24 protein-coding genes are annotated in these 24,801 nt (G+C 41.6%); 11 read left to right on the top strand and 13 right to left on the bottom strand.

All coding sequences use genetic code 11. The annotated features are described in order from the left end of the window. The first annotated feature begins 99 nt into the window (after positions 1 to 99). Positions 100 to 414, top strand: coding sequence for a PadR family transcriptional regulator (locus tag H8S54_RS01140; RefSeq protein WP_117850783.1), 315 nt, complete (start codon positions 100 to 102; stop codon positions 412 to 414). Between the two features lies 1 nt (position 415). Then, positions 416 to 964 (top strand): DUF2812 domain-containing protein, encoded by a 549-nt coding sequence (locus tag H8S54_RS01135; RefSeq protein WP_021926148.1) that lies wholly within the window; start codon positions 416 to 418, stop codon positions 962 to 964. A 79-nt stretch (positions 965 to 1,043) separates the two neighbouring features. Here the strand turns inward: H8S54_RS01135 and H8S54_RS01130 are convergent, their stop codons facing one another. The 3 genes from H8S54_RS01130 to H8S54_RS01120 all read right to left on the bottom strand — a co-directional run bounded on the left by H8S54_RS01130 (position 1,044) and on the right by H8S54_RS01120 (position 4,637). Continuing rightward, the gene (locus H8S54_RS01130) at positions 1,044 to 1,850 is read right to left on the bottom strand and encodes a class I SAM-dependent methyltransferase (protein ID WP_117850786.1); all 807 of its coding nucleotides are present in this window, start codon (positions 1,848 to 1,850) and stop codon (positions 1,044 to 1,046) included. Between the two features lie 14 nt (positions 1,851 to 1,864). Further along, a complete protein-coding gene (locus H8S54_RS01125; protein WP_186900716.1) occupies positions 1,865 to 2,719 on the bottom strand; it encodes an alpha/beta fold hydrolase in 855 nt (284 codons plus the stop codon). A gap of 232 nt (positions 2,720 to 2,951) precedes the next feature. Then, positions 2,952 to 4,637 (bottom strand): recombinase family protein, encoded by a 1,686-nt coding sequence (locus H8S54_RS01120; RefSeq protein WP_186900715.1) that lies wholly within the window; start codon positions 4,635 to 4,637, stop codon positions 2,952 to 2,954. Positions 4,638 to 4,931: 294 nt separating this feature from the next. Here H8S54_RS01120 and H8S54_RS01115 point away from each other — a divergent pair, with 294 nt between their 5' ends. Then, positions 4,932 to 5,117: a hypothetical protein gene (locus H8S54_RS01115; protein WP_117636859.1), complete on the top strand. Its 186-nt coding sequence runs from the start codon at positions 4,932 to 4,934 to the stop codon at positions 5,115 to 5,117. Further along, positions 5,110 to 5,718, top strand: a complete 609-nt coding sequence (locus H8S54_RS01110) for a GNAT family acetyltransferase (protein WP_117636858.1) — start codon at positions 5,110 to 5,112, stop codon at positions 5,716 to 5,718. Before H8S54_RS01115 ends, H8S54_RS01110 begins: the two co-directional genes overlap by 8 nt. A gap of 40 nt (positions 5,719 to 5,758) precedes the next feature. Here the strand turns inward: H8S54_RS01110 and H8S54_RS18400 are convergent, their stop codons facing one another. Further along, positions 5,759 to 5,893, bottom strand: coding sequence for a hypothetical protein (locus tag H8S54_RS18400; RefSeq protein ID WP_255646893.1), 135 nt, complete (start codon positions 5,891 to 5,893; stop codon positions 5,759 to 5,761). 268 nt (positions 5,894 to 6,161) lie between these two features. Between H8S54_RS18400 and H8S54_RS01105 the strand changes: the two genes are divergently transcribed. Next, complete coding sequence (locus H8S54_RS01105; protein ID WP_117996915.1) at positions 6,162 to 8,405, top strand: tetratricopeptide repeat protein; 2,244 nt, start codon at positions 6,162 to 6,164, stop codon at positions 8,403 to 8,405. A 336-nt stretch (positions 8,406 to 8,741) separates the two neighbouring features. On the opposite strand, the gene H8S54_RS01100 is transcribed toward H8S54_RS01105, so the two are convergent. The 5 genes from H8S54_RS01100 to H8S54_RS01080 form a co-directional block, all read right to left on the bottom strand. Next, complete coding sequence (locus H8S54_RS01100; protein WP_226817998.1) at positions 8,742 to 9,701, bottom strand: ATP-binding cassette domain-containing protein; 960 nt, start codon at positions 9,699 to 9,701, stop codon at positions 8,742 to 8,744. A gap of 494 nt (positions 9,702 to 10,195) precedes the next feature. Then, the gene (locus H8S54_RS01095) at positions 10,196 to 11,716 is read right to left on the bottom strand and encodes a DUF6034 family protein (RefSeq protein ID WP_117636856.1); all 1,521 of its coding nucleotides are present in this window, start codon (positions 11,714 to 11,716) and stop codon (positions 10,196 to 10,198) included. Positions 11,717 to 11,789: 73 nt separating this feature from the next. After that, positions 11,790 to 12,431 carry an ABC transporter ATP-binding protein gene (locus H8S54_RS01090; RefSeq protein ID WP_009245407.1) on the bottom strand — a complete coding sequence of 214 codons (642 nt, stop codon included), beginning with the start codon at positions 12,429 to 12,431 and terminating at the stop codon, positions 11,790 to 11,792. A gap of 12 nt (positions 12,432 to 12,443) precedes the next feature. Beyond that, positions 12,444 to 13,337: a hypothetical protein gene (locus H8S54_RS01085; RefSeq protein ID WP_005428264.1), complete on the bottom strand. Its 894-nt coding sequence runs from the start codon at positions 13,335 to 13,337 to the stop codon at positions 12,444 to 12,446. Next, on the bottom strand, positions 13,330 to 14,085 hold the full coding sequence (locus tag H8S54_RS01080; RefSeq protein ID WP_005428267.1) for a hypothetical protein: 756 nt from the start codon (positions 14,083 to 14,085) through the stop codon (positions 13,330 to 13,332). The genes H8S54_RS01085 and H8S54_RS01080 overlap by 8 nt, the downstream gene beginning before the upstream one ends. Before the next feature lie 537 nt (positions 14,086 to 14,622). Here H8S54_RS01080 and H8S54_RS01075 point away from each other — a divergent pair. The 6 genes from H8S54_RS01075 (at position 14,623) to mobQ (ending at position 19,758) form a co-directional block, all read left to right on the top strand. Further along, positions 14,623 to 15,540, top strand: coding sequence for a ParM/StbA family protein (locus tag H8S54_RS01075; protein ID WP_009245410.1), 918 nt, complete (start codon positions 14,623 to 14,625; stop codon positions 15,538 to 15,540). Positions 15,541 to 15,543: 3 nt separating this feature from the next. After that, positions 15,544 to 15,927, top strand: a complete 384-nt coding sequence (locus H8S54_RS01070; protein ID WP_005428271.1) for a hypothetical protein — start codon at positions 15,544 to 15,546, stop codon at positions 15,925 to 15,927. Positions 15,928 to 15,951: 24 nt separating this feature from the next. Continuing rightward, the gene (locus H8S54_RS01065) at positions 15,952 to 16,668 is read left to right on the top strand and encodes a replication initiator protein A (protein ID WP_005428274.1); all 717 of its coding nucleotides are present in this window, start codon (positions 15,952 to 15,954) and stop codon (positions 16,666 to 16,668) included. Beyond that, positions 16,665 to 17,522 carry an ATP-binding protein gene (locus H8S54_RS01060; RefSeq protein ID WP_005428275.1) on the top strand — a complete coding sequence of 286 codons (858 nt, stop codon included), beginning with the start codon at positions 16,665 to 16,667 and terminating at the stop codon, positions 17,520 to 17,522. Before H8S54_RS01065 ends, H8S54_RS01060 begins: the two co-directional genes overlap by 4 nt. Positions 17,523 to 17,691: 169 nt before the next feature. After that, a complete protein-coding gene (locus H8S54_RS01055) occupies positions 17,692 to 17,913 on the top strand; it encodes a hypothetical protein (RefSeq protein WP_005428277.1) in 222 nt (73 codons plus the stop codon). Positions 17,914 to 18,048: 135 nt separating this feature from the next. Then, the gene (mobQ, locus tag H8S54_RS01050; RefSeq protein WP_117996605.1) at positions 18,049 to 19,758 is read left to right on the top strand and encodes a MobQ family relaxase; all 1,710 of its coding nucleotides are present in this window, start codon (positions 18,049 to 18,051) and stop codon (positions 19,756 to 19,758) included. 79 nt (positions 19,759 to 19,837) lie between these two features. Here the strand turns inward: mobQ and H8S54_RS01045 are convergent, their stop codons facing one another. The 4 genes from H8S54_RS01045 to pcrA form a co-directional block, all read right to left on the bottom strand. Beyond that, a complete protein-coding gene (locus H8S54_RS01045; protein WP_117636582.1) occupies positions 19,838 to 20,209 on the bottom strand; it encodes a TnpV protein in 372 nt (123 codons plus the stop codon). Positions 20,210 to 20,240: 31 nt separating this feature from the next. Further along, positions 20,241 to 21,881 (bottom strand): 23S rRNA (uracil(1939)-C(5))-methyltransferase RlmD, encoded by a 1,641-nt coding sequence (gene rlmD / locus H8S54_RS01040; RefSeq protein WP_186900714.1) that lies wholly within the window; start codon positions 21,879 to 21,881, stop codon positions 20,241 to 20,243. 94 nt (positions 21,882 to 21,975) lie between these two features. After that, entirely contained in the window at positions 21,976 to 22,206 is a 231-nt protein-coding gene (locus tag H8S54_RS01035; protein WP_021926153.1) for a hypothetical protein, read from the bottom strand. A 245-nt stretch (positions 22,207 to 22,451) separates the two neighbouring features. Beyond that, positions 22,452 to 24,683 carry a DNA helicase PcrA gene (gene pcrA / locus H8S54_RS01030; protein WP_186900713.1) on the bottom strand — a complete coding sequence of 744 codons (2,232 nt, stop codon included), beginning with the start codon at positions 24,681 to 24,683 and terminating at the stop codon, positions 22,452 to 22,454. Between the last annotated feature and the right edge of the window lie 118 nt (positions 24,684 to 24,801).

The following is a 24,801-nucleotide window of genomic DNA, read 5'->3' as shown; positions in this document are numbered from 1 at the left end:
CTTATATTGTGCAAAATTTTCATTGACATATATATCGAATCTCGATATAATCATTATATCGAAGTTCGATACATCGAAATAAAATGTATAAGAGGACATATGGACAGTAAATTAAAAAGGATTTATGTTCCCATGACGGAAACAGGGTTTTACATTCTTTTTTGTCTGCAGAAGCCGCAGCATGGGTATGGAATTGGGCTGCAGGTGAAAAAGATGACAGATGGAGAAGTTTCCATCAGTGCGGGAACTATGTACGGAACTCTTTCCAAAATGGAAAAAGATGGGCTTATCGCCTTTTTTGCTGAAAAAGAGAAACGAAAATTATACCAGATCACCCCTCTTGGACGGGAAATACTGGATCTGGAAATTCAGCGCATTAAACGACTGTATAGAAACAGCATGGAGGAAATATAGTATGAGCGAGACCAAAGTTAAAATCAGATTTTACACAATTGCCGACTTTAATGAAGAAGAAATCTGGCTGAGAAAAGAACACCAAAGTGGATGGAAGCTTGTGAAAATGGTTCCGCCCTGTTTCTATCATTTCGAGAAATGCCAGCCAGAGGATGTAATCTACCGTCTTGATTTCAAAAACAACGGAGAAAATGCAGATTATATGCAAATGATGAAAGATTATAACTGGGAATATTTCGAACATTGTGTAGGATGGCTATATTTTAGGAAGCCAGCTGCAGAGGTACATACAGAAAATGACGGCGAGCTGTTTTCTGATAATGAATCCCGTGCCGCTATGATTGCGCATGTGATCAAAGTCCGCTTACTCCCGATTCTGGCCATTTTCCTGTGCGCCGTGGTTCCAAACGCCACAAGAATCTCTGCCGAAAGTGTAGGTAATATTATTTTTAGTGTAATTTGCAGCATCCTGCTTGTATTTTATGTTTATCTGATCGTGCACTGCACAGTGAAGCTAAAAAAATTAAAAGATGAAGTTACAATTAAATGAAATAAGTTAAAATTTCCAAGTAGAAAACAGACAGCGGGCAAATAGCCACCTGCTGTCTGTAATATCTTCTAAATTCTCTCTATGCTTTCTCAAATACCAGAATCTTCTGTGCGAATTTCTTCACAATAGGCATCCAGGCTACCAGGCCGTACAGAGGGGTCAGGGTTAGCATGCCGCGGACGATGTTGTCGTCTTTTACTTTTCGGAAACCTGCGGCAATGTCTCCCAGGTCGTCAAAGCAGTTGGCACCCCAGGTAAAGGTGGCTCCGGTAGCTTTGATGGACTTCTCGATTCCTTCTTTTTTCACGAAGTAAGGACACAGGGTTTCCATGCATACATAGGCATTGTCAAAATGATCCCGTATAATTGCAAGCATCTTCTTTACTTCGTCTGCAGTCATATACATGGTAAGCCCCTCGATGATAAACAGCATTTTGCCCCGCACTTTGACCTGCTCCACCCATTTTTCGTCCAAAACAGAGCAGGCGATCGTTGAAATCCTGCCCTTTTCCTGATAGATTGAATCGCGCACCTCTATGGTTTCCGGAAGATCCAGGTTATACCAGGTGAGCCTTCCATTATCCATGCGGTATGCGCGAGTATCCAGGCCGCAGGCGATGTTCACCACGGTGCAATCCGGATATTTGGAAATAAACTCACTGACCAGTTCATCAAAAACAACGCTCCTTGCCACAATTCCGCCGCTCATGGCGGTATCTTTTTTTGCATTGCTGAAATCGTAATCCAGACGGTCGATCAGTTCCTCTGCCTTGGCATCGTGAAATTTGTTTTTGGGATTTTTGCTGTGCATGGCACGGGCATAAAAGCATTGAAGCATGGTTTCGGCGGTGCCGTTTAATTTGGGTTTGATTTTCTCATTATTCATTTCTGATGTTCCACCTAATTTTCAAAGGTTTTCAGAAAATCGCGGATTGTACGCACGTAATCCTCCGACTTCAAAATCGTAGACAGATGACCTCCGGAAACATATGCAATTTTCGGATCATGCATGAGACGAATCAGGTCCTCCTGCATTTGGCCGGAAAAGAAATCCTGGTCTGGAAGAATCAGAAGGATTTTTCCTTTCAGCTGCTGGAAATTTTCTGCTGTAACAGGAGTCTGGTTCATCAGATCTGCCAGCAAACCAGAGATATGTACATCTTTCTCTTTTGTGTAATCTTTAAATATGGTTTCAAACATATCCTGGGCGTAGGCAATCTCTTCCTTGCTTTCATTGCGGATATGGCTCATTCCTGCTTTGATCAGTTTTGGCTTCAGTTTTTCATAATTGCAGTGCTTCATATACCAGAGCATGACCGGGGCAAAGAAATACTTCTTTTTCAAAGTTTTCAAGGTTTCGGCATCCATTCCGCCGGTGGAAACCAGAACCATTCCCCCTGCCTCACCCGGGTATTTCTGAATGTAAATCTGCGCCACCATTCCACCGTCACTGGCTCCTACAAAGATTGGTTTTTTTACGCCAATTTTCCTGAAAAAGGCATGCATGCCCGTTACCAGTTCCTGGTTGGTCCGAAGCTCCTGTGGGTAATCGAAAAGCAGTACCTGGTAATCTTCCGAAAAGGCATCCACATAGTTCATCCACATTTCCAGCGTATTCATGCCGCCGTTCAGCATGACGAGCGTCTGGCTGTCCTTCCTGCCGTTTAATACATAATGAAATTTCGCACCATCAACCATCACATCTTCATATTTGTGTGAAGCCGCAAATGCTTTCAAATCCTCTGAATATGACATAACTTTCCTCCCCGCTTTTATTTCATCCACGTTTTTGCAGTACGTTGCAACTAACTTTTATTATATGCTCTTTTTCTCATTTTTTCAATTTTATCTTTTAGAAAAATATAAGCATCAAAAAACATCTACCATTTCTGATAGATGTTTTCAATCGAATCATAATTTGTACTTCAGCTTTTTGTGTCAGCCATATATTCCCAACTTCACAGCGCCTTTAGAACCTGCAATGCTTTTATTCTTTTCCCTTTGACAAGAGGCAAATTGTCTCAACGGTACTTTCGTTGTCCCAACAAAGTTCCTGTGTTTCCCTGTCTCCAAAATACACCGGAAAACGGAACTTTATGTGCTTCAGGAATCTGCCATCCGGCTGCTCCTGATCGTAAATGTCCACACGTTCTACAAAGCTGTTGAGAAATTCTTTCTTCTCCAAGTCGGTGAACTTATCATATAGTTTATCAAAATATAAAAGGAATTGATAGACGTTTTCTTCTGATATTTTCTGCTGCTGGATATTCAGCAAACGCTTTTTAACTTCTTCTATGCTATTTTCCACGCCTTCAATTTCATCATACAGCCGATATAACCTTGTCTCCATATCCTGATATTTCTTTTCATAAAATTTGTCCATGATATCCAGGTTATCCATCTGTTGGCCTAGCCTTGCCTTTGCTCCTGTCAACTGCCTATGCTGTTTTTCCAAATTTTCGATTTCTCTTTCAATTTCATCTGTGTCAATCCTTGAACCGATTTTTTTTCGGATCGCTTCTTCAAATTTGGGATTCTGTACCAGTTTCCGGATAACCTCTTCAACTGCATTATTGACCTTATCCTCGCTCCATTGCTTATGGTAATCACATCTGTGACCATTCATTAAACGACGGTGTTTGCAGGCATAATAAAAATAATCCTTATACAAAGTTCCATCTTTCTTTTTCTTTCGGTTCACATTTCCATACATTCCACTTCCACATAGCGGACATTTCAAGATTCCGGATAAAATATGTTCATGATCTAAGCTATGGATTTTCTCATATTTCACTCCATTTTTTACCCTTTTCTGATGTGCCAGTTCCCAATCTGTCTCTGAGATAATCCCTTCATGAATACCATCATATAACATATAATTCTCCTGTTTTACAATACGGTATTCATTTCGTGTTCCAGCAACCTTTTCATTCTTTCTTCGTCCGTAAGCCAGTTTTCCACAGTAAACCGGATTGTCCAAAACACCTTTTATAAAAGAAGCGGCAAATGCATCCAGTGTATTATTCTGTCTCTTTTTCTTTTTATATCCATGCTGATTCAGCCATATGGCGATCGCAGCAATTCCCATATTCGTATGAATAAATTTATCATAAATCAGACGTATGACCTCTGCTTCATCCTCTGCAATCTGTAATTCTCCATTTACCAGTTCATAGCCATATGGAGCAAATCCACCGTTCCATTTCCCTTCTCTGGCTTTCTGTTTACGTCCCTCCATTGTCTGGACAAGGATATTTTCCCTTTCAATCTCTGCCACCGCAGACAGAACGGAAATCATCAGCTTTCCACTATCTTTGGAGCTGTCAATCCCATCCTCAACACAAATCAGATTCACTCCAAAATCCTGCATTCTTTGCAGAGAGTTTAACACATCTGCCGCATTACGGCCAAATCTGGAAAGTTTGAATACCAGTACAAACTGTATCTCATCTGTGCCATTCTCTATATTATCCAGCATTCTCTGAAATTCAGGTCTTCCCTCCACGCTTTTTCCAGATTTACCTTCATCTGAATACTCATTTACGATTTCCATATTTTGAAATTCTGCATAACGCCTTAATTTTTCTTTCTGAGCATCCAGACTGTATCCATCTACCTGCATGGTTGTGGATACTCTGGTATAGATATTACATTTAATTTTTATATTCTTCATAGTCTTTTCCTCTATATAGTAACTCCGCTTTATTGTCCCAACTTTATTTTAGTACTTATTCCAATTCTTTTCAATACTTATTTTCCATGTTGACGCATTTCTCTGTCACTTGTATAATTAAATTAGATATAGAGAATATCTGTTATCAAAATATCGTCCACTTACCGGAAGCATCTAATAAATATCCGGCTTGAAAATTATTTAGAAATTATTTCAGTTTTTGATATTGTGTTTTCATCACACATTGCATATACTATAAATACACAAAAAGCCAGAAATAGAGGAGGTGTTAGTATGGCTACTTCAAGTATTACTCATAATTTTGTCGTATCCAATCCAAATAGTGTAAAGCGTTTTGTCGCAGCGATTGACGAAGCCGATCGTGACCGCACACCAAAGCAGGCACTTCCCGGACGTCAGTTAACAAACCCACAGGAAATCTTAGCTTTAATGTCAAAAAGGAAGAAAAAACATGTCTGATAAATATTTTACCGTTAATATTCGGGCATATTTGGATAAAGACGAACCGACATATATCGGAGAGGAAAGTCTTTACGACTTGCTCTCCGATTTTTCTTGTCCCCAAAATCCCGATGTGGAATACTTTTTATTACATAATGCGGTTGAGTTTACCAAAAAAGATCAATCTATCACTTATCTGGTATTCGATGCCGAAGATGCTTCACTGGTCGGCTATTTTTCTCTTACAGTAAAGCCAATATCTGTCCGGGCTTCAAATATCAGTAAGACGATGGCAAAGAAGCTGTCCCGTGTCAGTATTCTGGATGAAGAAACACAGTCTTACAACACAGCAGCTTACCTGATTGCACAGTTAGGAAAGAACTATTCTCTACCAAAGGAAAAACGAATCCCTGGAAACATCCTGCTGGGATTTGCACTGGAAACCATATCCGGTCTCAAATATTCCGTAGGCGGCGTTATGGAATTTCTTGAATGCGAAGATAATGAATTTCTTCTGAGCTTTTATACACAAAATCATTTCAAGCCATTTGATACCCGTATTACCGCTTCCCAGAACAATGAACCTCACACTCTATATCAGCTTTTGAAATTCATCTGAAAACACATAAAAAGCGGCAGTCTGATTTACATTTAGTATTTCAGGAAACTGCCGCTTCTTTTTCTTCTTTATTCTGTTTTTCTTCCTCCAACTCCCGGAGGACTTCATCGCCGTACTTATCAATCATCCGTACCAGAAAATCAATGCACCGCTCAAATTCAATATTCTGTTGCATAAGCTCCTCCTGTCATTGTTTTAATCTGAGCTTATTTTACAGAATTTCTTCATAAACAACATTGAACCGGAATTGACCGTAAATTGAGAAAATCATGTAACGAAAATCTCTATTTATCTTGAACCGAATATATGTTCGTGGTATGATATACTTATTCAAACCTGTTCACTTAATTTAATCTATAGAAAAGAGGAAATGCCTATTGGATCGTTGTGATTTTAGTTCGATAATGACATATTTAAAAAACCAAATCAGTGAAAGCAATCAGATGAGCCAGCCTGAATTTTTATATGAAATATTTGAAGATTTTTTAGACAGTCCTGAAAACAAAGAATTTACTTTGGATAATGGTCTGGTTTGCCGCTGGATGACAGGCCAGGCGAAAATCAGTCCCAAAATATCTTCTTTTTATGCAAGACCAAGCAATCAGGAAAAACTGGTGAAAACTATACACCAAAATATTGTCCCCTTAATGGCTGACTGCGACAAAGCACTTCAGGATATTTATACCTTATTTATCCATGATTCTTCAATTTCTGAGGCCAAAAAAGCAGAGCTTACCTCTCTATACAAACCTGCCAATTTACGTCTGCTGTTTCTGGCAAAGCTAATTTCTTTTGGTATGGAACGCCCGTTTATTAAACGTGATACCAAAAACCAGAAATTGATCGCAGGTGGTTCCCTCTCACCAATGGTACTGGATTATATTATGGATAGTGAAGTCCCAAGACCATGCCGCCATTTTGTAGGGAGAGAAGATGAAACAACAGAATTACATTCCCTTCTGGAAGATAATAGCAAAGTATTTCTTTACGGAATTGCCGGAATCGGGAAAAGCGAACTGGCAAAATCCTATGCAAAGTACTATAAAAAGCATTACACAAACATCCTGTATTTTGAATATGCCGGAGATTTACATCAATCTGTTACGGATATGGATTTTGCTGATGATTTACCTGAAGATGCCGAAGAAGAACGTTTCCGAAAACACAACCGTTTCCTTCGTTCTTTGAAAGATGATACTTTAATCATCATAGACAACTTCAATGCAACCGCAACACAGGACTCCTTTTTGTCCGTAATGTTAAAATACCGCTGCCGGATTCTTTTTACAACAAGAAGCAAATTCGATAGTTACTGTACCCTGCACTTAAAAGAGATTAAAGAATCATCCAGCCTGTTTCAACTGGTATCTTCCTTTTATTCGGAAGCCGAAGAACATCGGTCACTTGTAGATGAAATCATCGCAACCGTTCATCGTCATACTTTCGCCGTAGAATTAGCAGCAAAGCTTCTGGAAAACGGAATTTTAGCTCCGCAGCAATTACTAGAAAAGCTTCAAAGAGAAAAGGCTTCTCTCGAAAATGAGGACAAAATCAAAGCCTTCAAAGACGGACAGAGCAGTAATGCAACCTACTATTACCATATTCACACCCTATTTTCCCTCTATTCTCTCTCCCAGGAACAAAGGGGAATCATGCGTAATCTGTGCTTTCTTCCTTCTGGTGGTATCTCTGCACGGCTTTGGGCTGAATGGCTTCAATTAAGAAATTTAAATGATATCAACGATCTGATTGAGACAGGTTTTGTACAGTCAAGTCTCCGGCATACTATTTCTCTACATCCACTGATTCAGGAAATTGCCGTTTCCGAGACCGCACCTTCTATTACAAGCTGCCACACGTTATTGGATTCTCTGCGAAAAATATGTTTAATGCATGGCATTGAAGTTAGCTATTATAAAAAATTATTTCAGACAGCAGAAAATATCATCCAATTCATTGAAAAGGATGATATTCCCCAATACCTGTTATTTTTAGAAGATGTTTTTCCATATATGGAGAAGTACCGCTATCAAAAGGGCATGAAAAAAATTGTCCAAGAACTACAGCATTTTGTAAAAGCAAGTACTTACGGGACTGCCTCTGACCGTGCCTTACTATTGGATTATCAGGCAACTCTGGAACCCCAAACAGAAAAAGCGATAAAATTAGAAAAAGAAGCACTTGCTCAAATAAAAGAAATCACAAAAGAAAATGCCCACCTTGTTTCCAACCTCTATTCCAATCTTGGAGGACTTTACCGAACAAACGGACAGCTTGATCTGGCTAAAAAACACATGAAAATGGGTATCTCTCTTTTAGAACAATACCAGCTTCTTTATACTAATGACAGCATTCCCCAGATTAATAATTATGCTGTCCTCTTAATTGAAATACAAGAACCTGACCTTGCCCTGTCTGCTCTTCAGAAATTAGCACAGATTATCAAAGAATATAATTCAAACCACTGTTTGGATTATGCCCAGGTACAGGAATCCCTTGGAAGTATCTGCCTGATCACTGCAAATATTTCGCAAGCGAAAACCCATTTTAAAAAAGCCTTGAAAATTTATGAGGATATATGGGCAGACGAACCCGAATTGATTGAAGAAAAATATCAAGCAATTCAAGAATTGTATCCACAAGCTGGAATTGCTCTGGCAAAAAGTATTCTTCTCACCAAGCACTAACGGTTCCTACAAACACTTGTAAAATATATTGCCTCAATAATGTAAACGCCTAGTTTTGAGATACACTCCAAGACTAGGCGCTTGTCCATTTCCATTTTTTCTTAGACATGGAGCGTTTACATAAGGATCACTTTTCTTTTTTTGACACTTTTCGCTCCTCCTATCTCAAATTTTTTATAGTCTAGGTATATTGCCTTCATCAATGCCTGAGAACTTGTAAATATGCTCCTCTGCTTGTTCAATCTGCGATACATTACAATCATCTCGTCATCAACCTACTGTTTGATACAATATGTCAAATGCATAGTGGCTCAGTTCTATTAGAAATTTATATCTCTAACTCCGCACCAATTCTAAAATTCCTTTTGAAAGGCGATATACTTTATCAACACTTTCCAGTTCTTTATACTTATGCGTAATAAAAACGATAGTCTTATTTTTTAATTCACTATGTAATAACTCACGTAAAGCTTCATTTGATTCAACATCAAATCCTTCTGTAGCCTCATCCATAAGTAAAATGTCTGCATTTTTCAGCAGAGCCCTAGCTACAGCTATCTTTTGTCTTTCTCCTCCAGAAAGTTTTGCACCATCTTGTCCAATTTTTTGTCCAAATCCATGATCCAATTTTTCAATAAAACCTAAAGCACCACTTTTTCTACATGCTTCAACAACTGCATCTCTTGACGCCTTTCCATCGATATTAACATTCTCCTCTATAGTCCCTTGGAATAGATATGGCCTTTGGCTTATAACCGCAATTCTATTTCTCATATCTTGTATATCCATCAATTCCACAGGAGCTCCATACAATTTTATTATTCCTTTTTGTGGCCGGTAGAATCCCGCCAAAAGGTTCAAAAGTGTTGATTTGCCACTTCCATTTTCTCCTACGATCGCAATTCGTTCCCCTTTTTTTACACATAGTGAAATACCATTTAAAATAGGGTGTCCTGGTTCATAACCAAAGACAAGATTTTTTACTTCAAAAACCATATCCCTATCTTGATAAATTTTCTCAGGTTTCATTTCACATAATTTCATTTCCAATTCTTCCGGTTGTCCCCATAACTCAAAAAGACGTTTTGCCGATGGCTCAATTTGCGCAAAATAATATTTAATGTTTATCAATGCTGAAATTGGATTTACAACATATGCACTATATGTAATAAAAGCAAATGCTCCGCCTATAGTGAATTCTCCTTTTATTATAAAAAGCCCACTTAATATATATAATAACGCATTTACAACCGTGTCTATTACTACAACACTGACAGTACTATATTCATCTAGCATGCCTTACTACTTTCAAATATTTCTTCCTCTTGATTCAAAAGAATAATATCAGGTTCATAAGCTATATATACTGTATAAAGGATATCGTTCAATGACTCATTGGAATCGTCATAATATTCTAAAGGAATTACATTTTCATCTAAAGGATTTTTCTGCAGATTTATTGCGTAATAACCGTTCTGACTAAGTCCCATAATTCTATATCACTACATATGCTTGTGATAATTCCGACGCATACAGCGCCATGGAATGATTTATCGTCTTTATACTCACTTGGATCGCATTTAGAAGCCAAAAAAGATTTATGAACAATCCTTTGATTCCTGTTATTTCTCATATGATAAGGTATACCGTTATCAATCAATGCGAGCTTAATCATTTGCACTATTCCTATTCTTACCTGTTATATATCCAAGCCAAATATCGCATATTTATTATTCTCATGATAAACCTTGTAATTCTATGGTCAATAAAAATTCAAGTGTCGCTGAACCCTAATATGCTTCTCCAATCACACTGCCATCATAAGCATTGATCACATAAGAAAGCTCCTGTAGAGAATTTCCACCAATACTTTCCCTGACAGTAAAAATCCATGCTGGAACCAACCATGCGTGTTTCGGCTCCTGATAGGCTGTGGTATAAGTATACTGCAATTTTGCGTTTACCACATCATACTCCAGTGCGGTAGTGTCGTTGGCAGACTGGCCTTTTCCGGAATACCAATAAAAAATCTGATCTGTCAGCTTTGCCTGTATTTTTTCAAAAGGCAGAAGCTTTGTATTTTCCGTCACCGTACAGACTTCTTCCGATATCCCATCCCATTTAAAATATTTAATTCCTTCCTCTGTTATCAGAATAGAGATTGTTTCTACCTGGAACGGAGGCACATAACTATCCACTGTTTCTTCCGCAACCACGCCATCAGGAACTGAAGTAATACCCTCTACACTTTTCGAAAAACAATACAGATATCCCGGTAATCCTCTATCCAGATCTCCCTGCCACAAAGCATCACTACCAAGTCCCAGACCATTGCGCTCTGAACATGCGCCATTCGGGAACCACACGGTACGATCAGAATCTACAAGGCCCATTCCATCGATACCTAAATCCTCTAAAACTTGTTCTGCCTGTTCCTTTCCATCTTCCTCTGTAAAGGTGATCTTGTCCATGCACTTTCGATACGCATCTGCCAGTTCATGAAATTTCTCTGTATAGCCGTTGGTATCCATGCCAAAGCTACTGTAATACTCACTCTGCATTTCCTCAGTTTCTATTGTTTCTTCTTCTATAAAATTAGAACCCTCCATCCAGAGAAAACTACTGTCATTGTCAATTTCCTGATTATACCGCTCTGCTTCTATATATGCCTTCCTGTCCTCGCCCACATCTGCAGTAAAATAATCCTCTGTATCTGTGTTTTCCAATTCAGTACTCATCCAACTCCGTGCCGCTTCCACACCGTGATCCTCTGTTTTTTTTTGAAATTTTATCTCCATCTTTTCCGGTGCAGACGCTTCATCCGGTGCAAGCTCCATCCCCTCTCGGGTTGCGTTTTGAATCCCTGCAATCGATGTAGAATATGCTGATTGCAAGTAACTTCCTTCCTTGCTGGAAATCCTGTCTAACACTTCCTGATACGCATCCTTTGTCACCATCTGTGGCATATATAGTTCCTCACCGTCCGTAAAATAATCAATCAATCCATTCAGTTCTTCCTGCGTTAACTCGTGATTTTGCATCTCTATGACTGGAAGATTGCCAATGCTTTGTTCGGCCAACTTAATATCTGCCTGGATAACCACACGGTCGTTGCTTTTCTTTTCTTCAAATTTCCAATGCGTTGGAACATTTGTCTCTCTCTTTTCTCCTTTTTTAAGAGGTTCACAGACAGCCGCCTCGCTAATCCCATCCACTTTGCTGACTACCGAACTCTCCTCTGGTGTTTCCTGACAGCTGGAAAGAATAATACACAACGCACCTACCATAATTGCTAAAACACTTTTTTTCATTTTTCCTCCATATATCTTATAGAATTGTCGCTTTTTCACGAAACTTCAATTATAAACTCTTTCCCCCGTATTTTTATTTTATCTGCGTCAGGACACCTGCATCCATCTCACAGATCGTATCGCAGAGCCATTCGATCTCCAGCATGTTATGTGCTGCGATAAGAATAGTCTTCCCTCGTTCCTTTAATCCCCGCAAAAGCTCGCAGACCTCTCCTGCCCCCTGCTTGTCCAGACCATTAAAAGGCTCGTCCAATATCAAAAGCTCCGGATCTTCCATGATTGCCTGTGCGATACCAAGACGTTCACGCATTCCAAGAGAATACTGTCCTACCTTCTTTTTAGACAGAGGATCAAGCCCTAGGGCACGCATCGTCGCCCTCACATCGTCATCGGAAATACGGTGTTTCAGAGACGCCAGTCTCTTTAAATTCGCAAAACCGCTGAGATCCAGAAAGAAGCCAGGGTTTTCAATGATAATGCCTACGGAATCTGGAAAGTCCAGCTCCTTCCCGATCTGTTTTCCCCCTACGAGCACTGTGCCGCTCTCAGGTTGTAAAAATCCACAGATGCATTTAAACATTACGGTTTTCCCTGAACCGTTAAACCCCATAATCCCATGAATCTTCCCTTTTTCAAAATCATGGGTAATGTTCTTTAATACTTTTTCTTTTTGAAAGGATTTTGTCAGTCCCTTCAACCTGATTGCATATTCCATTTTGCCCTCCATTTATTCGTTTGTCTGCGTAAAAGAGAAATTATAGCCCTTAATTCGGACGGCTGACAAGCCGATCAGCGCTATGATTAATATTGCAAATATGAACATGCTCATCCCGATCCCTGGCAGGTAATCATAACCAAAGCTGTGCATGGGAAAGGTAGCTTGGTTCAACGGAGACAGCCAGCCGCAGAACACGTTCGCCCTATATTCCTGACTTTCTGTAAAATGAAACAGTTTCCGGAAAACATCTGGGTTCAGCAGGAGCCCATACAGACTGACTGCAAAAGCACCGATCACCCCTGCCATATTTCCCGCAGCCAGATTTAAAAACAACATGAGAACTGCGATAAAAAGAGTATATAAAAGTACAAGTCCAAACACTATTGCTGCGCACATATAAGGAGTTGAGCTTTCCATTGTTTTTATGGAAACAGGAACGGTTATGCTCTCCCCACCGCCATAGCCCAACATTGCCGCTGTTTCGCTCCACACATTTCCCGTAAAGGAAAAGGGAGCTCCCATAATTCCAAGCATCACAGCCAAAAAAATATTATAGATCACAGTCGCCAGGATCACATAGATAATCTGACCCGCAAGCCATATCTTCCGTTTTGTGCGTACAAGCCAATACGGAGTTGCCTGACTGATAAATGGCATGTCCGCAAAGAGCAGGATTAAAAGCAGGGAGGACAGCATAACAGAGGATGCATCCCCATATGTCCAAATAAACGGCTCGAATACCTGAAGGATTGTCTCATATTTTATCGCATGGGAAATAATCTGATCCGACAGCATCAGACATAATATAGCTGCCAAAATAAAGGTCATCCAGATCCTCGGACTTTTTTTCCATCCATAGAAATTCTGGCCTGCAATCCAAAAAGCCTGTTTAATATCACGCATACCGCAACCTTCTTTCTATTGCGCACATAAAGATCAGTGCCGTTAAAAAACTTCCAACCGCTAATATAGCAATGCAGAAGATATCATTGTAGTAAATAGACGCCGCCCAATAGCGGGGACTCAGAAAGAATGCTTTTTGATAGTAACGCTCCTGAAATACGGTCAGGACATAATAAAGAATAAAAGGAACGGCATAGGACATATAGCGATTTTTTGTTATGACAGCCGACGTACCGCCAATTAGCGCCCAAAAAGCGCCATTTAAAAACAATCTCAGAAAGCTTACCGCCGTTCTGCCCACAAGCACTGCCATCTCATAATTTCCGTCAATCAGAGAAGGATACTGACCGAACCTCAGTATACAGATTACAAGAAGGAACACCATGGCTAAAAAAGCTGTCAAACCTCCGGAGACCAACAATCCTGCTGCTTTTCCTACGAGATACTGTTTTCTCCCTGAACGGATATAACTGAACAGAAAAAAACGACTGTGCAGCTCAGCCTCCGTATTCTCTCCACCCGCAAAAGCAACGGCAATGGGAACAAACAGAAGCATATTAACGCTGTTCATACAATAGGTGTATGCTACGAACCAGCCTGGTCCTTCTGCAGATCCGCCTGCATTTATGATCTTCTGCAACATCTCATGCTCAGACATCAGGGTAGCCGAAACGATTAGAAAAATCCCCAAAATAAAGCGAATGCTTCGAATATTGTTTTTTATGTCCGTTGCCAACACATTTCTCATACGCTTTTCTCCTCACTTCAAACAGCTATAGACTTGATTTTTTTATTTTTATAAAATCCTAGTTTTTTGCAATAATATCACTATTTGTATAAAACTACACTCCTTATCAAACAACAGTTAAGGACTTGCAAAAACTGTTGTTCCTACTGAAAGCATTGCAACAGCTGTAAAAATTGATAATATTTTAAATTTTCTATTATTCTAAGTTCTACAAATACATAAGCCGCCAGTTAAGTACGATTAGTTTTATTATAATTCAATAAATTCCATCCAACTTTCCACATTTTATTGTACAATTTTACCATTTATATAATAACATGTCAACATTTAATGAACGTTTATAACAAAAAAATGCAGGGCTATAAAAAACTAAAGAAATTGCTCTATTTTACAAAATTATATCCTATTTTTCAATTCCAACTCAATTTTCCCTCAATGTCTTTTTCCTCCAACTTTCGTATGCTTATCTCACAGCAAAGCAGTACCACACCGGTACAGCCTGCTGAATTAATCAATACGAAAATGGAGGTGTTTTTTATGCGAGAACTCAGAAACACAAAAATCATTGCTGTAGATCACGGCTACGGCAACATGAAAACAGCAAATACCGTCACACCAACCGGAATCAAAGCCTATGAAACAGAACCCATCTTCACCGGGAATATTCTGGAATATAACGGCATTTACTACCGGATTGGCGAAGGACACAAAGAATTTATCCCAGATAAAGCTATGGACGAAGAATATTATCTTCTAACTCTCATGGCGATTGCAAGGGAACTGAATGTCTTTTCCATCCGTGAAGCAGACGTTCATCTGGCTGCCGGGCTTCCTCTGACATGGATCAGAAACCAGAGAGAAGATTTCCGTTCCTATCTGCTCCAGAATCCAGAAGTCCATTACCGATTTAACAGCAAAGAGTATCATCTCCGTTTTGTGGGATGCAGCCTTTACCCGCAGGGATATCCGGCTATCGTAAACCGACTTGGAGATTTCAAGGGGACAAATCTTCTTGCAGATATCGGCAACGGAACCATGAACATTCTGTATATCAATAATAAGAAAGCACAGGAAAGCCGGTGCTGGACAGAAAAGTTTGGCGTAAACCAATGCATGATTGCCGCTAAAAACGCTGTTCTGGACAACTTCGGAGTAAAGATTGAAGAATCTACCGTAGAGCAGATTCTGCGGTTTGGAACCGCTGACATTTCAGCGTCTTATCTGGATTGTATTACTGCTGTTGCCAGACAGTATGTCACAGATATTTTTGCCACGCTCCGCAAATATGAATACAATCCTGGCCTGATGCGCCTGTATGTGGTCGGAGGCGGTGGATGCCTGATCCGTAACTTTGGAGCGTATGACAAATCACGAGTTACCATCCTTGATGATATCTGTGCCACTGCCAAAGGTTATGAATCTCTGGCTTATATGAGCCTGAAAAGGAGGGGATAAGCCATGCAGAACCATATCCGCAACACAAACCTGCGATTTAATCTGGACAAAGACCAGCAGCGGAGAGCCTGGGAATATTTACAGACGATGGACAGACAGAATTTTAAATCTTACAGCCAGGTAATCTCCCTTGCACTGGTCGATTATTTTGACCGCTACTACCGCACTCAGGCTGATCCCTATCTGGAAACAAGGGAACGGGAAGAACTTTTTGTGAAACAGATTGTAGAAGCAGTAGAACACAGCCTGAAACAGTCATTGCCGATTTTTCTGTCCGGGCTGACTGCAGGCATGTTGGAAAGGGAATCCCCCATCAGGATGCCCTTTCCAGCTCCTGAAAAAGAACAGCCGGATCGTGATATAGACTGGGATTTTCTTGGAGAATAAACCATTGTGATTGGAGGTGAACACATGACGGACTTTCTGACAGCAGACACAAGCCTGCCATCTTATATGATGTTTCCCCGTTTTCTTCTGGACATGGAAATAAACGAAACTGCCAAAATGCTTTATATGATCCTGCTCGACCGTGCAAGGCTTTCCCAGAAAAATGAGGGCTGGTCAGATACAAATGGTCATGTGTTCCTCTACTTTACGATTGAAGCACTGGCAGAAGTTCTCCACAAAAGCCAGATGACGGTGAAAACTGCTCTGGCAGTACTGGAAAAACAAGAGCTTATCTTCCGAAAACGGCAGGGACCCGGACACCCTAATCGGATCTATGTAAAAATCCCGAAAGAAACCCTCAGCAATACAGACAGAATTCTTTCCTCAAGACAGACAGAAAACTGTCCTATTGACAGACAGGATTCTTTCCCTGATACAGACAGAAAACTGTCCAGTAATAAGAAAGAGATAAAAAAGAACCATTTAACAATAAGAGGGAGTAAAGAGCCACGCTCACCCTATGGAACATTTCAAAATGTTTTTCTGTCAGAGACGGAGCTGGAAAATATCCGGCAGACAATCCCTGACTGGCAGGACTATATGGAACGCTTATCCGGTTATATGGCTTCTACCGGAAAGCAATACCAAAACCATGCAGCTACCATCATCCGTTGGGCAAGACAGGATCATCCTGTTTCCCGGCAACGAAATTATGAAAGTGAGGAATACGAAACATTATGACAACATTTACAGAAAAACCAACAGCTATCACACCAAACAGAGAGCTTCAGTCTGATGAATATTTTAACGAAACAAATCACCTGATCTACTGTTCCAAATGCAATACGCCAAGACAGTGCAGGCATGAATTACAGGGAAAGGTTCTTATTCCTTCCATCCGCTGTAAGTGCCAGCAGGAGATCTTTGAACAGGAGGAAGCCCAGAGAAAACTTCATGAAAAGCAAATGGAAATAGAGCATCTCAAAACCAGCGGCTTACAGGACAAATCACTTTATGACTACACCTTTGCCAAAGATAACGGCAGCAATCCGGAAATGAAACTTGCACACAATTATGTAAGTAACTGGGAAGAGATGAAAGCAAACGCTTCCGGACTTCTCATCTGGGGCGATGTCGGTACTGGAAAATCTTTCTTTGCAGGCTGCATTGCCAATGCCCTTCTGGAAAAAGGCGTCCCGGTACTGATGACCAACTTTTCCCGGATTCTGAATACCCTTACCGGAATGCATTTTGAAGACAGGAATCAGTTCATCCACAGCTTAAACCGCTACAGCCTTCTGATCATTGATGACCTCGGAATTGAACGGAACTCTGACTTTGCACTGGAACAGGTATTCAATGTGATTGACAGCCGTTACCGCAGTAAAAAGCCCCTGATCATAACAACCAATCTCACTTTATCAGAGCTGAATAACGCCGCTGATATCGCACACAAGCGAATTTATGACCGGATTCTGGAGAGATGTGTTCCCATCCGTATCAATAACCGGAATATCCGTCAGGACAATGCAACAGCTAATTTAAAAAAAACGAAAAAAATTCTGTTAGATAATCACACTTCAAACCAGAGTTGAAACAAAGCAGCATCGCACAATAACTATTTTTCACTGACAGTAGTACTACTTTCTTTTCTTATTTATCACCAGAGACATGCCACTGTCAGTTATCTAAAACTATAGTACTAAACCACAAGATTTTAAAACTAAATCGCCCGGATACGGGCATAAAAAGGAGGTGCCAGATATGGCAAATAAAAGAATTATGACACCAGAAGAAAAAGTGCTTTTACAGGCAAAACACAGACTGGAAGAAATCGAAGCAAGAAACCGTAAAAAGGAACGTAATGCCAGAACACGCAGATTGATTCAAGAAGGAGCGATTCTGGAAAGCATTGCTCCACATATTAAAGAAATGGATTTAGATACCCTAAAGCGGGAGCTGATGCTCCGGCTAAGAGGAATGTAAATACACAAGTTCTACTCCCGAAGGGCGCACTTACTCACCACCCGATAAATCGGGCGGTGGTATCCCCTACGGGGCTCGTGCGCTCTGCCGAGGGCTATCCGCTGTTGCAGGCAACATCGAAAGGAGGTGCCAGATATGGCAATTTATCATATGCAAGCCAAGGTCGTCAGCCGTGGTTCCGGGCGGTCTGCTGTCGCTGCATCTGCTTATATGAGCTGTAGCCGCATATACAATGATTACGATGGCATCCAGCATGACTACACCCGAAAACATGGACTGATCTATCAGGAAGTAATGCTTCCCCCTATGGCTCCGCCTAAATGGAAAAACCGGGAGCAACTCTGGAATGCTGTAGAAGCTGCTGAAAAAACAAAAGACAGCCGACTGGCAAGAGAATTTGTTGTCGCACTCCCTATTGAGTTGGATAAAGACAGCAATATTTCTCTTCTTCAGAATTTTATTCAAAAGAATTTTGTAGATATGGGAATGTGTGCCGATTTCGCCATTCACGATACAGATGGTCACAATCCCCATGCACACATTCTACTTACTGTCCGTCCATTAAACGAAAACGGAACATGGCAGTATAAAACCGAAAAAGAATATCTATGCATCAAAGATGGAGAGGAAAAGGGATTTACTGCTTCTGAATTTAAGGATGCTCAGAAAGAGGGCTGGGAAAAACAGTATCGTTATAAAGCTGGGAAAAAGAAAGTATATCTGACTCCCTCGGCAGCACAGGAGAAAGGTTATGAACGTATCGACAAACATCCAAAAAGCACCCGGTATGGCAGACAAAACCCGATTTCCGAACAATGGAACAGTGAGGAACAGCTCTGCCTCTGGAGAGCAAACTGGGCAGATGCCGTAAATAAAATGCTTGCCCTTAATCAGATAAATGCCGCCATTGATCACCGCAGTTTTGCAGCTCAGGGAATCACAGAACAGCCAACCATCCATGAGGGCTACATTGCCCAGAATATGGAAAAGAAAGGCATGATAGCAGACCGGTGTGAAATCAACCGTCAGATTCGTGCAGATAACAAAATGCTTCGGGAATTAAAAGCACAGGTGAAAAAATTTGCCCAAGCTGTCGAAAAATCTATTCCGGTAATTGCAGAAACATTAGAAGCAATCCGAAATCATATGATTTTTACACAATATCATTTACTTCATAATGAAATGCAAAAAGAAGTGATCCATGACTGGATGCAGCATTTTCGTCCTATCCTGAATCAATATGATACCATTAAGAAAAAGCTCAAAGCGAAAGTTACTGAAAAGAAAGAACTAAATGTGCAAAAAAGTAAAACCAGTATTCTAAATCCATTCCAGCATATAAAGTTAAATCAGCAGCTTACAACCGTAACAGAAGAAATCGAGGAACTGAAATCTGTCAAAGAACAGCTGCTGTTTCAGGCTGAATGCTCCACAGAGAAAGATATGGCGAGCCTTTCCAGAAAATACGACCAGATGGATAAGAATCTGGATATTCTCGATTCTCAAGATATGTCTCTCAAAGGGCAGCTTAAAAAAGATGCTGTCGCTTTCCAAGAGGAAAAATTCCGTCCTGACCCGGAGCAATACACTGAATTACTGGATGCCAGAATCCAGATACGACCTACTTTCCGAGATAAACTGATTGAGCAGCTCAAAGGTACTTTTGGTGAATATTATGACTATCACCGTCGTGATATTGCAGCTAATGAAGTAGATTATCTCAATGTTGAAGATCCTGATGTTTTCTCCCATCGTGCCTGGGAACTTGAATATCAGAGAAAACAAGAGATGCGACGAAATCAGCCTGTCCGAACTAAGAAAAAATCACATGATATAGAATTGTAATTTGATTCTTCTTTGAACCCGTACAAACACAAAGAGCTGAACAAATAGGATTTTTCGTCCTACCTGTTCAGCTCTTTGTCTACCTGTAAATCAATTCTTTCAACACAATCTCTTCCGCCGCATTTCGGATATTATTTACCGTTCCTACCCAAGCCATCTGGTCACAGGCTTTCGTTTCTTCTGTAATACCTTGCCTCTTCATCATCTGACACACCAGAATATCCATCCTCTCCTGTGCTTCATCGTCCACAGCATTCAGATGTTCCACCAGTCTGTCCTCCAATATATACAGTGAATATATTGCCGGACGATGCTCTTTCAAATACGTTTTTCGTATCATTCCATATTTTCCATAATACGGTTCTTCATCTGTACTGACAAGATTCGGATAGTAAATTCCGTCTGCGCCAAGTGTGTAGGTTCCACCCATTTTTTCAAATGTGCTTTTCATGTGTTATTCCTCCTTGAAATCAGCGATGCCCTTAGATCATCGCAAAATATTCCAGGGCAGCCTTGATAGCTTCTTCCTTCTCTTTCGGGCATTGTGGAACTCTTGCATTTTCTGATTTTGGAAGATTATAGTTTTCTCCCACTTCAATTCCACATTTGCGTTTTACCTGAGAAATATATAAACTTGAAACCTTCAAGCCAAATTCTTTCAGCACATAATCTTTGATTTCCTGATAGGTTGCTTTCAACTCGGCACTGGTGGCATCCAGCTCGTCCAGGTCTAAGTCGATCTCTATCGTGTCATCTGGTTTTTGTTGGGACAAAAGAACAACTGTCTCGCAATGTACCGTCTCGCAGAACTGGTCCACGCTGCAGGTGCGCTGGATCTGGTAGCCGGCGGCGAGGAAGGAGGGGAGGTCCCGGGCCAGGCTGGTGGGTTTGCAGGAGATGTAGACGATGTTTTCTACGCCGTATGCAAGGATCTTTGGAAGAGCCTTGGGGTGGATGCCGTCGCGTGGGGGATCCAGGACGATCATGTCCGGCTTCTCGGTAAGGTCATCCAGCGCCTTCAGTACATCTCCGGCGATGAAACGGCAATTGGTCAGGCCGTTAAGGGCAGCGTTTACTTTGGCTGCTTCTACAGCTTCCTCCACAATCTCCACGCCGATCACTTCTTTCGCTACAGAAGCAAGAAGCTGGGCGATGGTTCCGGTGCCGCTGTAAAGGTCAAACACTTCCTTATCCTTGGTATCCCCAATGTAATCCCGCACAATGGAATACAGTACTTCTGCTGCCAGAGAGTTCGGCTGGAAGAAGGAAAAGGTGCTGATCTTAAAGCGCAGGCCCAAAAGTGTCTCATAAAAATAATCCTGTCCATAAAGAATCTGCGTCTCATCGCTCTGCACCACATCAGACAGGGAATCGTTGATGATGTGCATGATCCCCACGATTTTGCCCTCAAGAGGAAGGGCGAGCAGTCTGGAAACCAGCGGCGCATAGTCGTACTGGGCCTGGCTTGTGGTAATCACGTGAACCAGAATCTCTCCGGAGGTTACCCCTCTTCGAAGAAGCAGATGGCGCAGATATCCGGTGTGCTGCATTTTCTTATAATGTACAGCTCCAAGCTCTGTGAAAAAGTCCAGCACGCAGGAAAGAATGGCAGTCATGTCCGGATGCACCAGCTTACAATCGGATGCAGTCAGCACATCATAGGTGCTTCCTTTCTTGTGAAGTCCCAAAGACAGGGGACCGTCCTTAAACTCATCCCCAAAAGAGAATTCCATCTTATTCCGGTATCCAAACTCAATGGGACTTCCATGGATTCCCTCCCAGTGAAGATCCACGTCCTCCCCAACTGCTGCCTGAAGAAGACTCTTCACCTGATTTTCTTTCATCTTCAGCTGCTCTTCGTAAGACATGGTCTGATACATGCAGCCGCCGCAGGCAGGGAAAATGTTACAGACAGGTTCCCGCACCTCAAGAGGTGATTTCTCCAGAACCTCCAGAAGTCTTCCCTCCACCCGGCCGGAACGCTTCTTGTTGATCATAAAACGGACCTTCTGTCCCGGAATTCCATTCTTTACAATTACTTTTTCTCCATCTATATTTATATATCCCTTATTGGGAAACTCAACTTTCTCAATAACCCCTTCGTAAATCTCGCCTTTTTTCATAATTCCTCCGTAAAAAAATAAGGTATACGGGAGAGCATAAATGCCATATGCCCGTATACCTTCTTAATCATCCCTATAAAATCACAGCCTGCAATTATTTCTCTTCGTCCTCGAAATAATCGTCATAGTCATCATCGAAATCTTCTTCGAAATCCTCAAGATAATCCGGTGCAAAGAAGCGATATACTGCAAATGCAATTCCTGCAACAGCAGCTACAGCACCAACGATTGCCAGTACCCAGAGGACTGTATTTTTCTGCTTCTCTTCTTCTTTTTTCTTAAGTAATGATAATAATTCCTCGAGCTTATCCATTTTAATGTTCATGTGATACCATCCTCTCTTTCATATAGCTTGCATGTGCATTCTGAAGCAGTTTCCTAAAATAGCCAACTAACTTCTGCACCGAAACACCAGAGCGTATTCAAAAAGTCTCCGGCACCCGACTTACATTTATTGCAATCTTCATCAGGTTTATTTATTATACCACTTTTGCTACCATTTTACCATAGTTAATCTTTTTATTTTGAATTTTTCGTTTCAAAGCATAGCGCTAATCGCAGGGCGCACAATTATATTTTCTTCAACTTGGCGAAGCTTGCGAACATCTTCTTGACGCCTACCTTGTCAAATTCCACCGTAACCTCGTAGTCCCGGCCGCCCTCCACGATTTCCTTTACGATTCCCACGCCAAATTTAATATGGCGAACCGTATCTCCAACCTCATAATCTAGGGAACCGGATTTGGTCACCTTAAATTCCCTTGGTTTGTAGTTACGGCTCTGGAGAATCTCCTTCATCTTGGAATACTTGGTAGGAGTTGGGATCAGATCCTCGGCCTTCGGCTTTTTCTCCTGGATAGTATGTCCCAGATCTACAAGCTCACGGGGAATCTCTCTTACAAAACGGGAAACCTTATTGTACTGGGTTTCCCCGCGGATCATTCTCTGCTGTGCACATGTCAGCGTCAGATCCTTCATGGCACGGGTAATTCCCACATAACAGAGCCTGCGCTCCTCTTCCAGTTCTCCGTCATCTCCATAGCTGATGGTCATATGGCTTGGGAAAATGCCGTCCTCCATTCCCACCATAAACACCTTTGGAAACTCCAGGCCCTTGGCGCTATGTAAGGTCATAAGCAGTACATAATCCTGATCCGGATCTACCGTATCAATATCGGCAACCAGCGCCACTTCTTCCAGAAAACCGGAAAGTGTAGCAGGCTGATTCTGCTCTTCCATAGCCTCCTGATAAGCCGCAGTTTTGGAAATCAACTCGTCAATGTTCTCGATTCTGGCCCTGGATTCCTCCGTATCCTCAGCTTCCAGCTCTGCCACATATCCGGTATCATCAATCACCTCCTGCAGCAGTTCTTCCACAGAAAGCACATCCGCCTTGCTCTTCAGGCTCTGGATAAACGTAACAAAACCGTCGATCTTGGATAGGCTTCTTCCAATGGAAGGAACCTCCTCTGCCACCCGAAGAGCCTCATACAGGCTGATTCCCATATTGTCTGCATAGTCCTGGACACGTCCAAGTGTAGTGGCACCGATTCCGCGCTTGGGCACATTGATGATTCTCTGCACAGCAAGGTCATCTCTGGCATTGTCAATGGTTTTCAGATAGCACAGAAGATCCTTGATTTCCTTACGGGCGTAGAAGTTCACGCCGCCTACCAGCTTATAGGGAATGTTGGCTGCAATAAATTTCTCCTCAAAAATTCGTGACTGAGCATTGGTGCGGTAAAGAATGGCGCAGTCCCGATAGCTTCCCATTCCTTCCCTCTTCATCCTGCCAATCTCCCCTGCTACATATTCCGCCTCCTCATAAGCATTGAAAAACTGCCGGAAATGCACCTTGCTGCCCTCTTCATTCTCGGTCCACAAAGTCTTGGCCTTACGCTCGGTATTATTGGCGATCACCTGGTTGGCAGCGTTCAGAATGTTCTTGGTGGAGCGGTAATTCTGCTCCAGGCGGATTACCTTTGCATCCGGAAAAACACGCTCAAAGCCAAGGATATTCCCAATATTTGCCCCGCGGAACTTGTAAATAGACTGGTCATCATCACCCACCACGCACAGATTCTCATATTTCTGTGCCAGAAGGCTGATAAATTTAAACTGCGCAGTATTGGTATCCTGGTACTCGTCTACCATAATATATTTGAACCGCTCCTGATAGTACTCCAACACAGCGCCGCAGTTCTGGAAAAGTTCCACAGTTTTCACGATCAGGTCATCAAAATCCAGGGCGTTGTTCTTGCGAAGGGCAGCCTGATATTCCCGGTAAACAGAGGCTACTTTCTTCATATTATAATCCCCTGCTGCCTTCATCTCCATATCATCCGGCGTCAGCAGTTCGTCCTTGGCATGGGAAATCTGAGCCAGAAGGGACCGCTCCTTATACACCTTGGTATCAATGTTCAGCTTCCTGCACACATCCTTCATCAGGGATTTCTGGTCATCTGTATCGTAGATGGTAAAATTGGTGTCATATCCCAGATTGTCAATGTGTCTGCGCAGGATCCGCACGCAGGCAGAATGGAAGGTAGACACCCAGATGCTCTCGGAACCAAATCCCACCAGCTTATCCACACGTTCTCTCATCTCCTGGGCTGCCTTGTTGGTAAAAGTGATAGCAAGGATGTTCCATGGATTGACCCCCATCTCTTCCATCAGGTAGGCGATTCTGTGAGTCAGCACTCTGGTCTTGCCTGACCCTGCACCAGCCAGAATCAGAACCGGTCCTTCAGTCTGCGCCACTGCCTCGCGCTGCGGCGGATTTAATGTATCGTATATGCTCATCTATTTTCTCCTATATAAAATTCCAGGTTCATTGTCTCATATGGGTAACCATAACAGTAAAATTCATTATACATGAAATCCTCTTTTCCCACAACCCCGCGCATGCAAAAAAGCAAAC

Origin of the sequence: Blautia segnis (assembly GCF_014287535.1) — a bacterium.
In the GTDB taxonomy this organism is placed as follows: Bacteria; Bacillota; Clostridia; order Lachnospirales; family Lachnospiraceae; genus Blautia_A; species Blautia_A acetigignens.
Note: the sequence above shows the minus strand (reverse complement) of the source record. Positions and strands in the feature narration are given on the sequence as shown.

Bases quoted from the DNA above. Each gene is read 5' to 3' on its own strand.
- H8S54_RS01140 (WP_117850783.1), top strand. From the start codon at position 100: ATGGACAGTAAATTAAAAAGGATTTATGTTCCCATGACGGAAACAGGG.
- H8S54_RS01135 (WP_021926148.1), top strand. From the start codon at position 416: ATGAGCGAGACCAAAGTTAAAATCAGATTTTACACAATTGCCGACTTT.
- H8S54_RS01130 (WP_117850786.1), bottom strand. From the start codon at position 1,850: ATGAATAATGAGAAAATCAAACCCAAATTAAACGGCACCGCCGAAACC.
- H8S54_RS01125 (WP_186900716.1), bottom strand. From the start codon at position 2,719: ATGTCATATTCAGAGGATTTGAAAGCATTTGCGGCTTCACACAAATAT.
- H8S54_RS01120 (WP_186900715.1), bottom strand. From the start codon at position 4,637: ATGAAGAATATAAAAATTAAATGTAATATCTATACCAGAGTATCCACA.
- H8S54_RS01115 (WP_117636859.1), top strand. From the start codon at position 4,932: ATGGCTACTTCAAGTATTACTCATAATTTTGTCGTATCCAATCCAAAT.
- H8S54_RS01110 (WP_117636858.1), top strand. From the start codon at position 5,110: ATGTCTGATAAATATTTTACCGTTAATATTCGGGCATATTTGGATAAA.
- H8S54_RS18400 (WP_255646893.1), bottom strand. From the start codon at position 5,893: ATGCAACAGAATATTGAATTTGAGCGGTGCATTGATTTTCTGGTACGG.
- H8S54_RS01105 (WP_117996915.1), top strand. From the start codon at position 6,162: ATGAGCCAGCCTGAATTTTTATATGAAATATTTGAAGATTTTTTAGAC.
- H8S54_RS01100 (WP_226817998.1), bottom strand. From the start codon at position 9,701: ATGCTAGATGAATATAGTACTGTCAGTGTTGTAGTAATAGACACGGTT.
- H8S54_RS01095 (WP_117636856.1), bottom strand. From the start codon at position 11,716: ATGAAAAAAAGTGTTTTAGCAATTATGGTAGGTGCGTTGTGTATTATT.
- H8S54_RS01090 (WP_009245407.1), bottom strand. From the start codon at position 12,431: ATGGAATATGCAATCAGGTTGAAGGGACTGACAAAATCCTTTCAAAAA.
- H8S54_RS01085 (WP_005428264.1), bottom strand. From the start codon at position 13,337: ATGCGTGATATTAAACAGGCTTTTTGGATTGCAGGCCAGAATTTCTAT.
- H8S54_RS01080 (WP_005428267.1), bottom strand. From the start codon at position 14,085: ATGAGAAATGTGTTGGCAACGGACATAAAAAACAATATTCGAAGCATT.
- H8S54_RS01075 (WP_009245410.1), top strand. From the start codon at position 14,623: ATGCGAGAACTCAGAAACACAAAAATCATTGCTGTAGATCACGGCTAC.
- H8S54_RS01070 (WP_005428271.1), top strand. From the start codon at position 15,544: ATGCAGAACCATATCCGCAACACAAACCTGCGATTTAATCTGGACAAA.
- H8S54_RS01065 (WP_005428274.1), top strand. From the start codon at position 15,952: ATGACGGACTTTCTGACAGCAGACACAAGCCTGCCATCTTATATGATG.
- H8S54_RS01060 (WP_005428275.1), top strand. From the start codon at position 16,665: ATGACAACATTTACAGAAAAACCAACAGCTATCACACCAAACAGAGAG.
- H8S54_RS01055 (WP_005428277.1), top strand. From the start codon at position 17,692: ATGGCAAATAAAAGAATTATGACACCAGAAGAAAAAGTGCTTTTACAG.
- mobQ (WP_117996605.1), top strand. From the start codon at position 18,049: ATGGCAATTTATCATATGCAAGCCAAGGTCGTCAGCCGTGGTTCCGGG.
- H8S54_RS01045 (WP_117636582.1), bottom strand. From the start codon at position 20,209: ATGAAAAGCACATTTGAAAAAATGGGTGGAACCTACACACTTGGCGCA.
- rlmD (WP_186900714.1), bottom strand. From the start codon at position 21,881: ATGAAAAAAGGCGAGATTTACGAAGGGGTTATTGAGAAAGTTGAGTTT.
- H8S54_RS01035 (WP_021926153.1), bottom strand. From the start codon at position 22,206: ATGAACATTAAAATGGATAAGCTCGAGGAATTATTATCATTACTTAAG.
- pcrA (WP_186900713.1), bottom strand. From the start codon at position 24,683: ATGAGCATATACGATACATTAAATCCGCCGCAGCGCGAGGCAGTGGCG.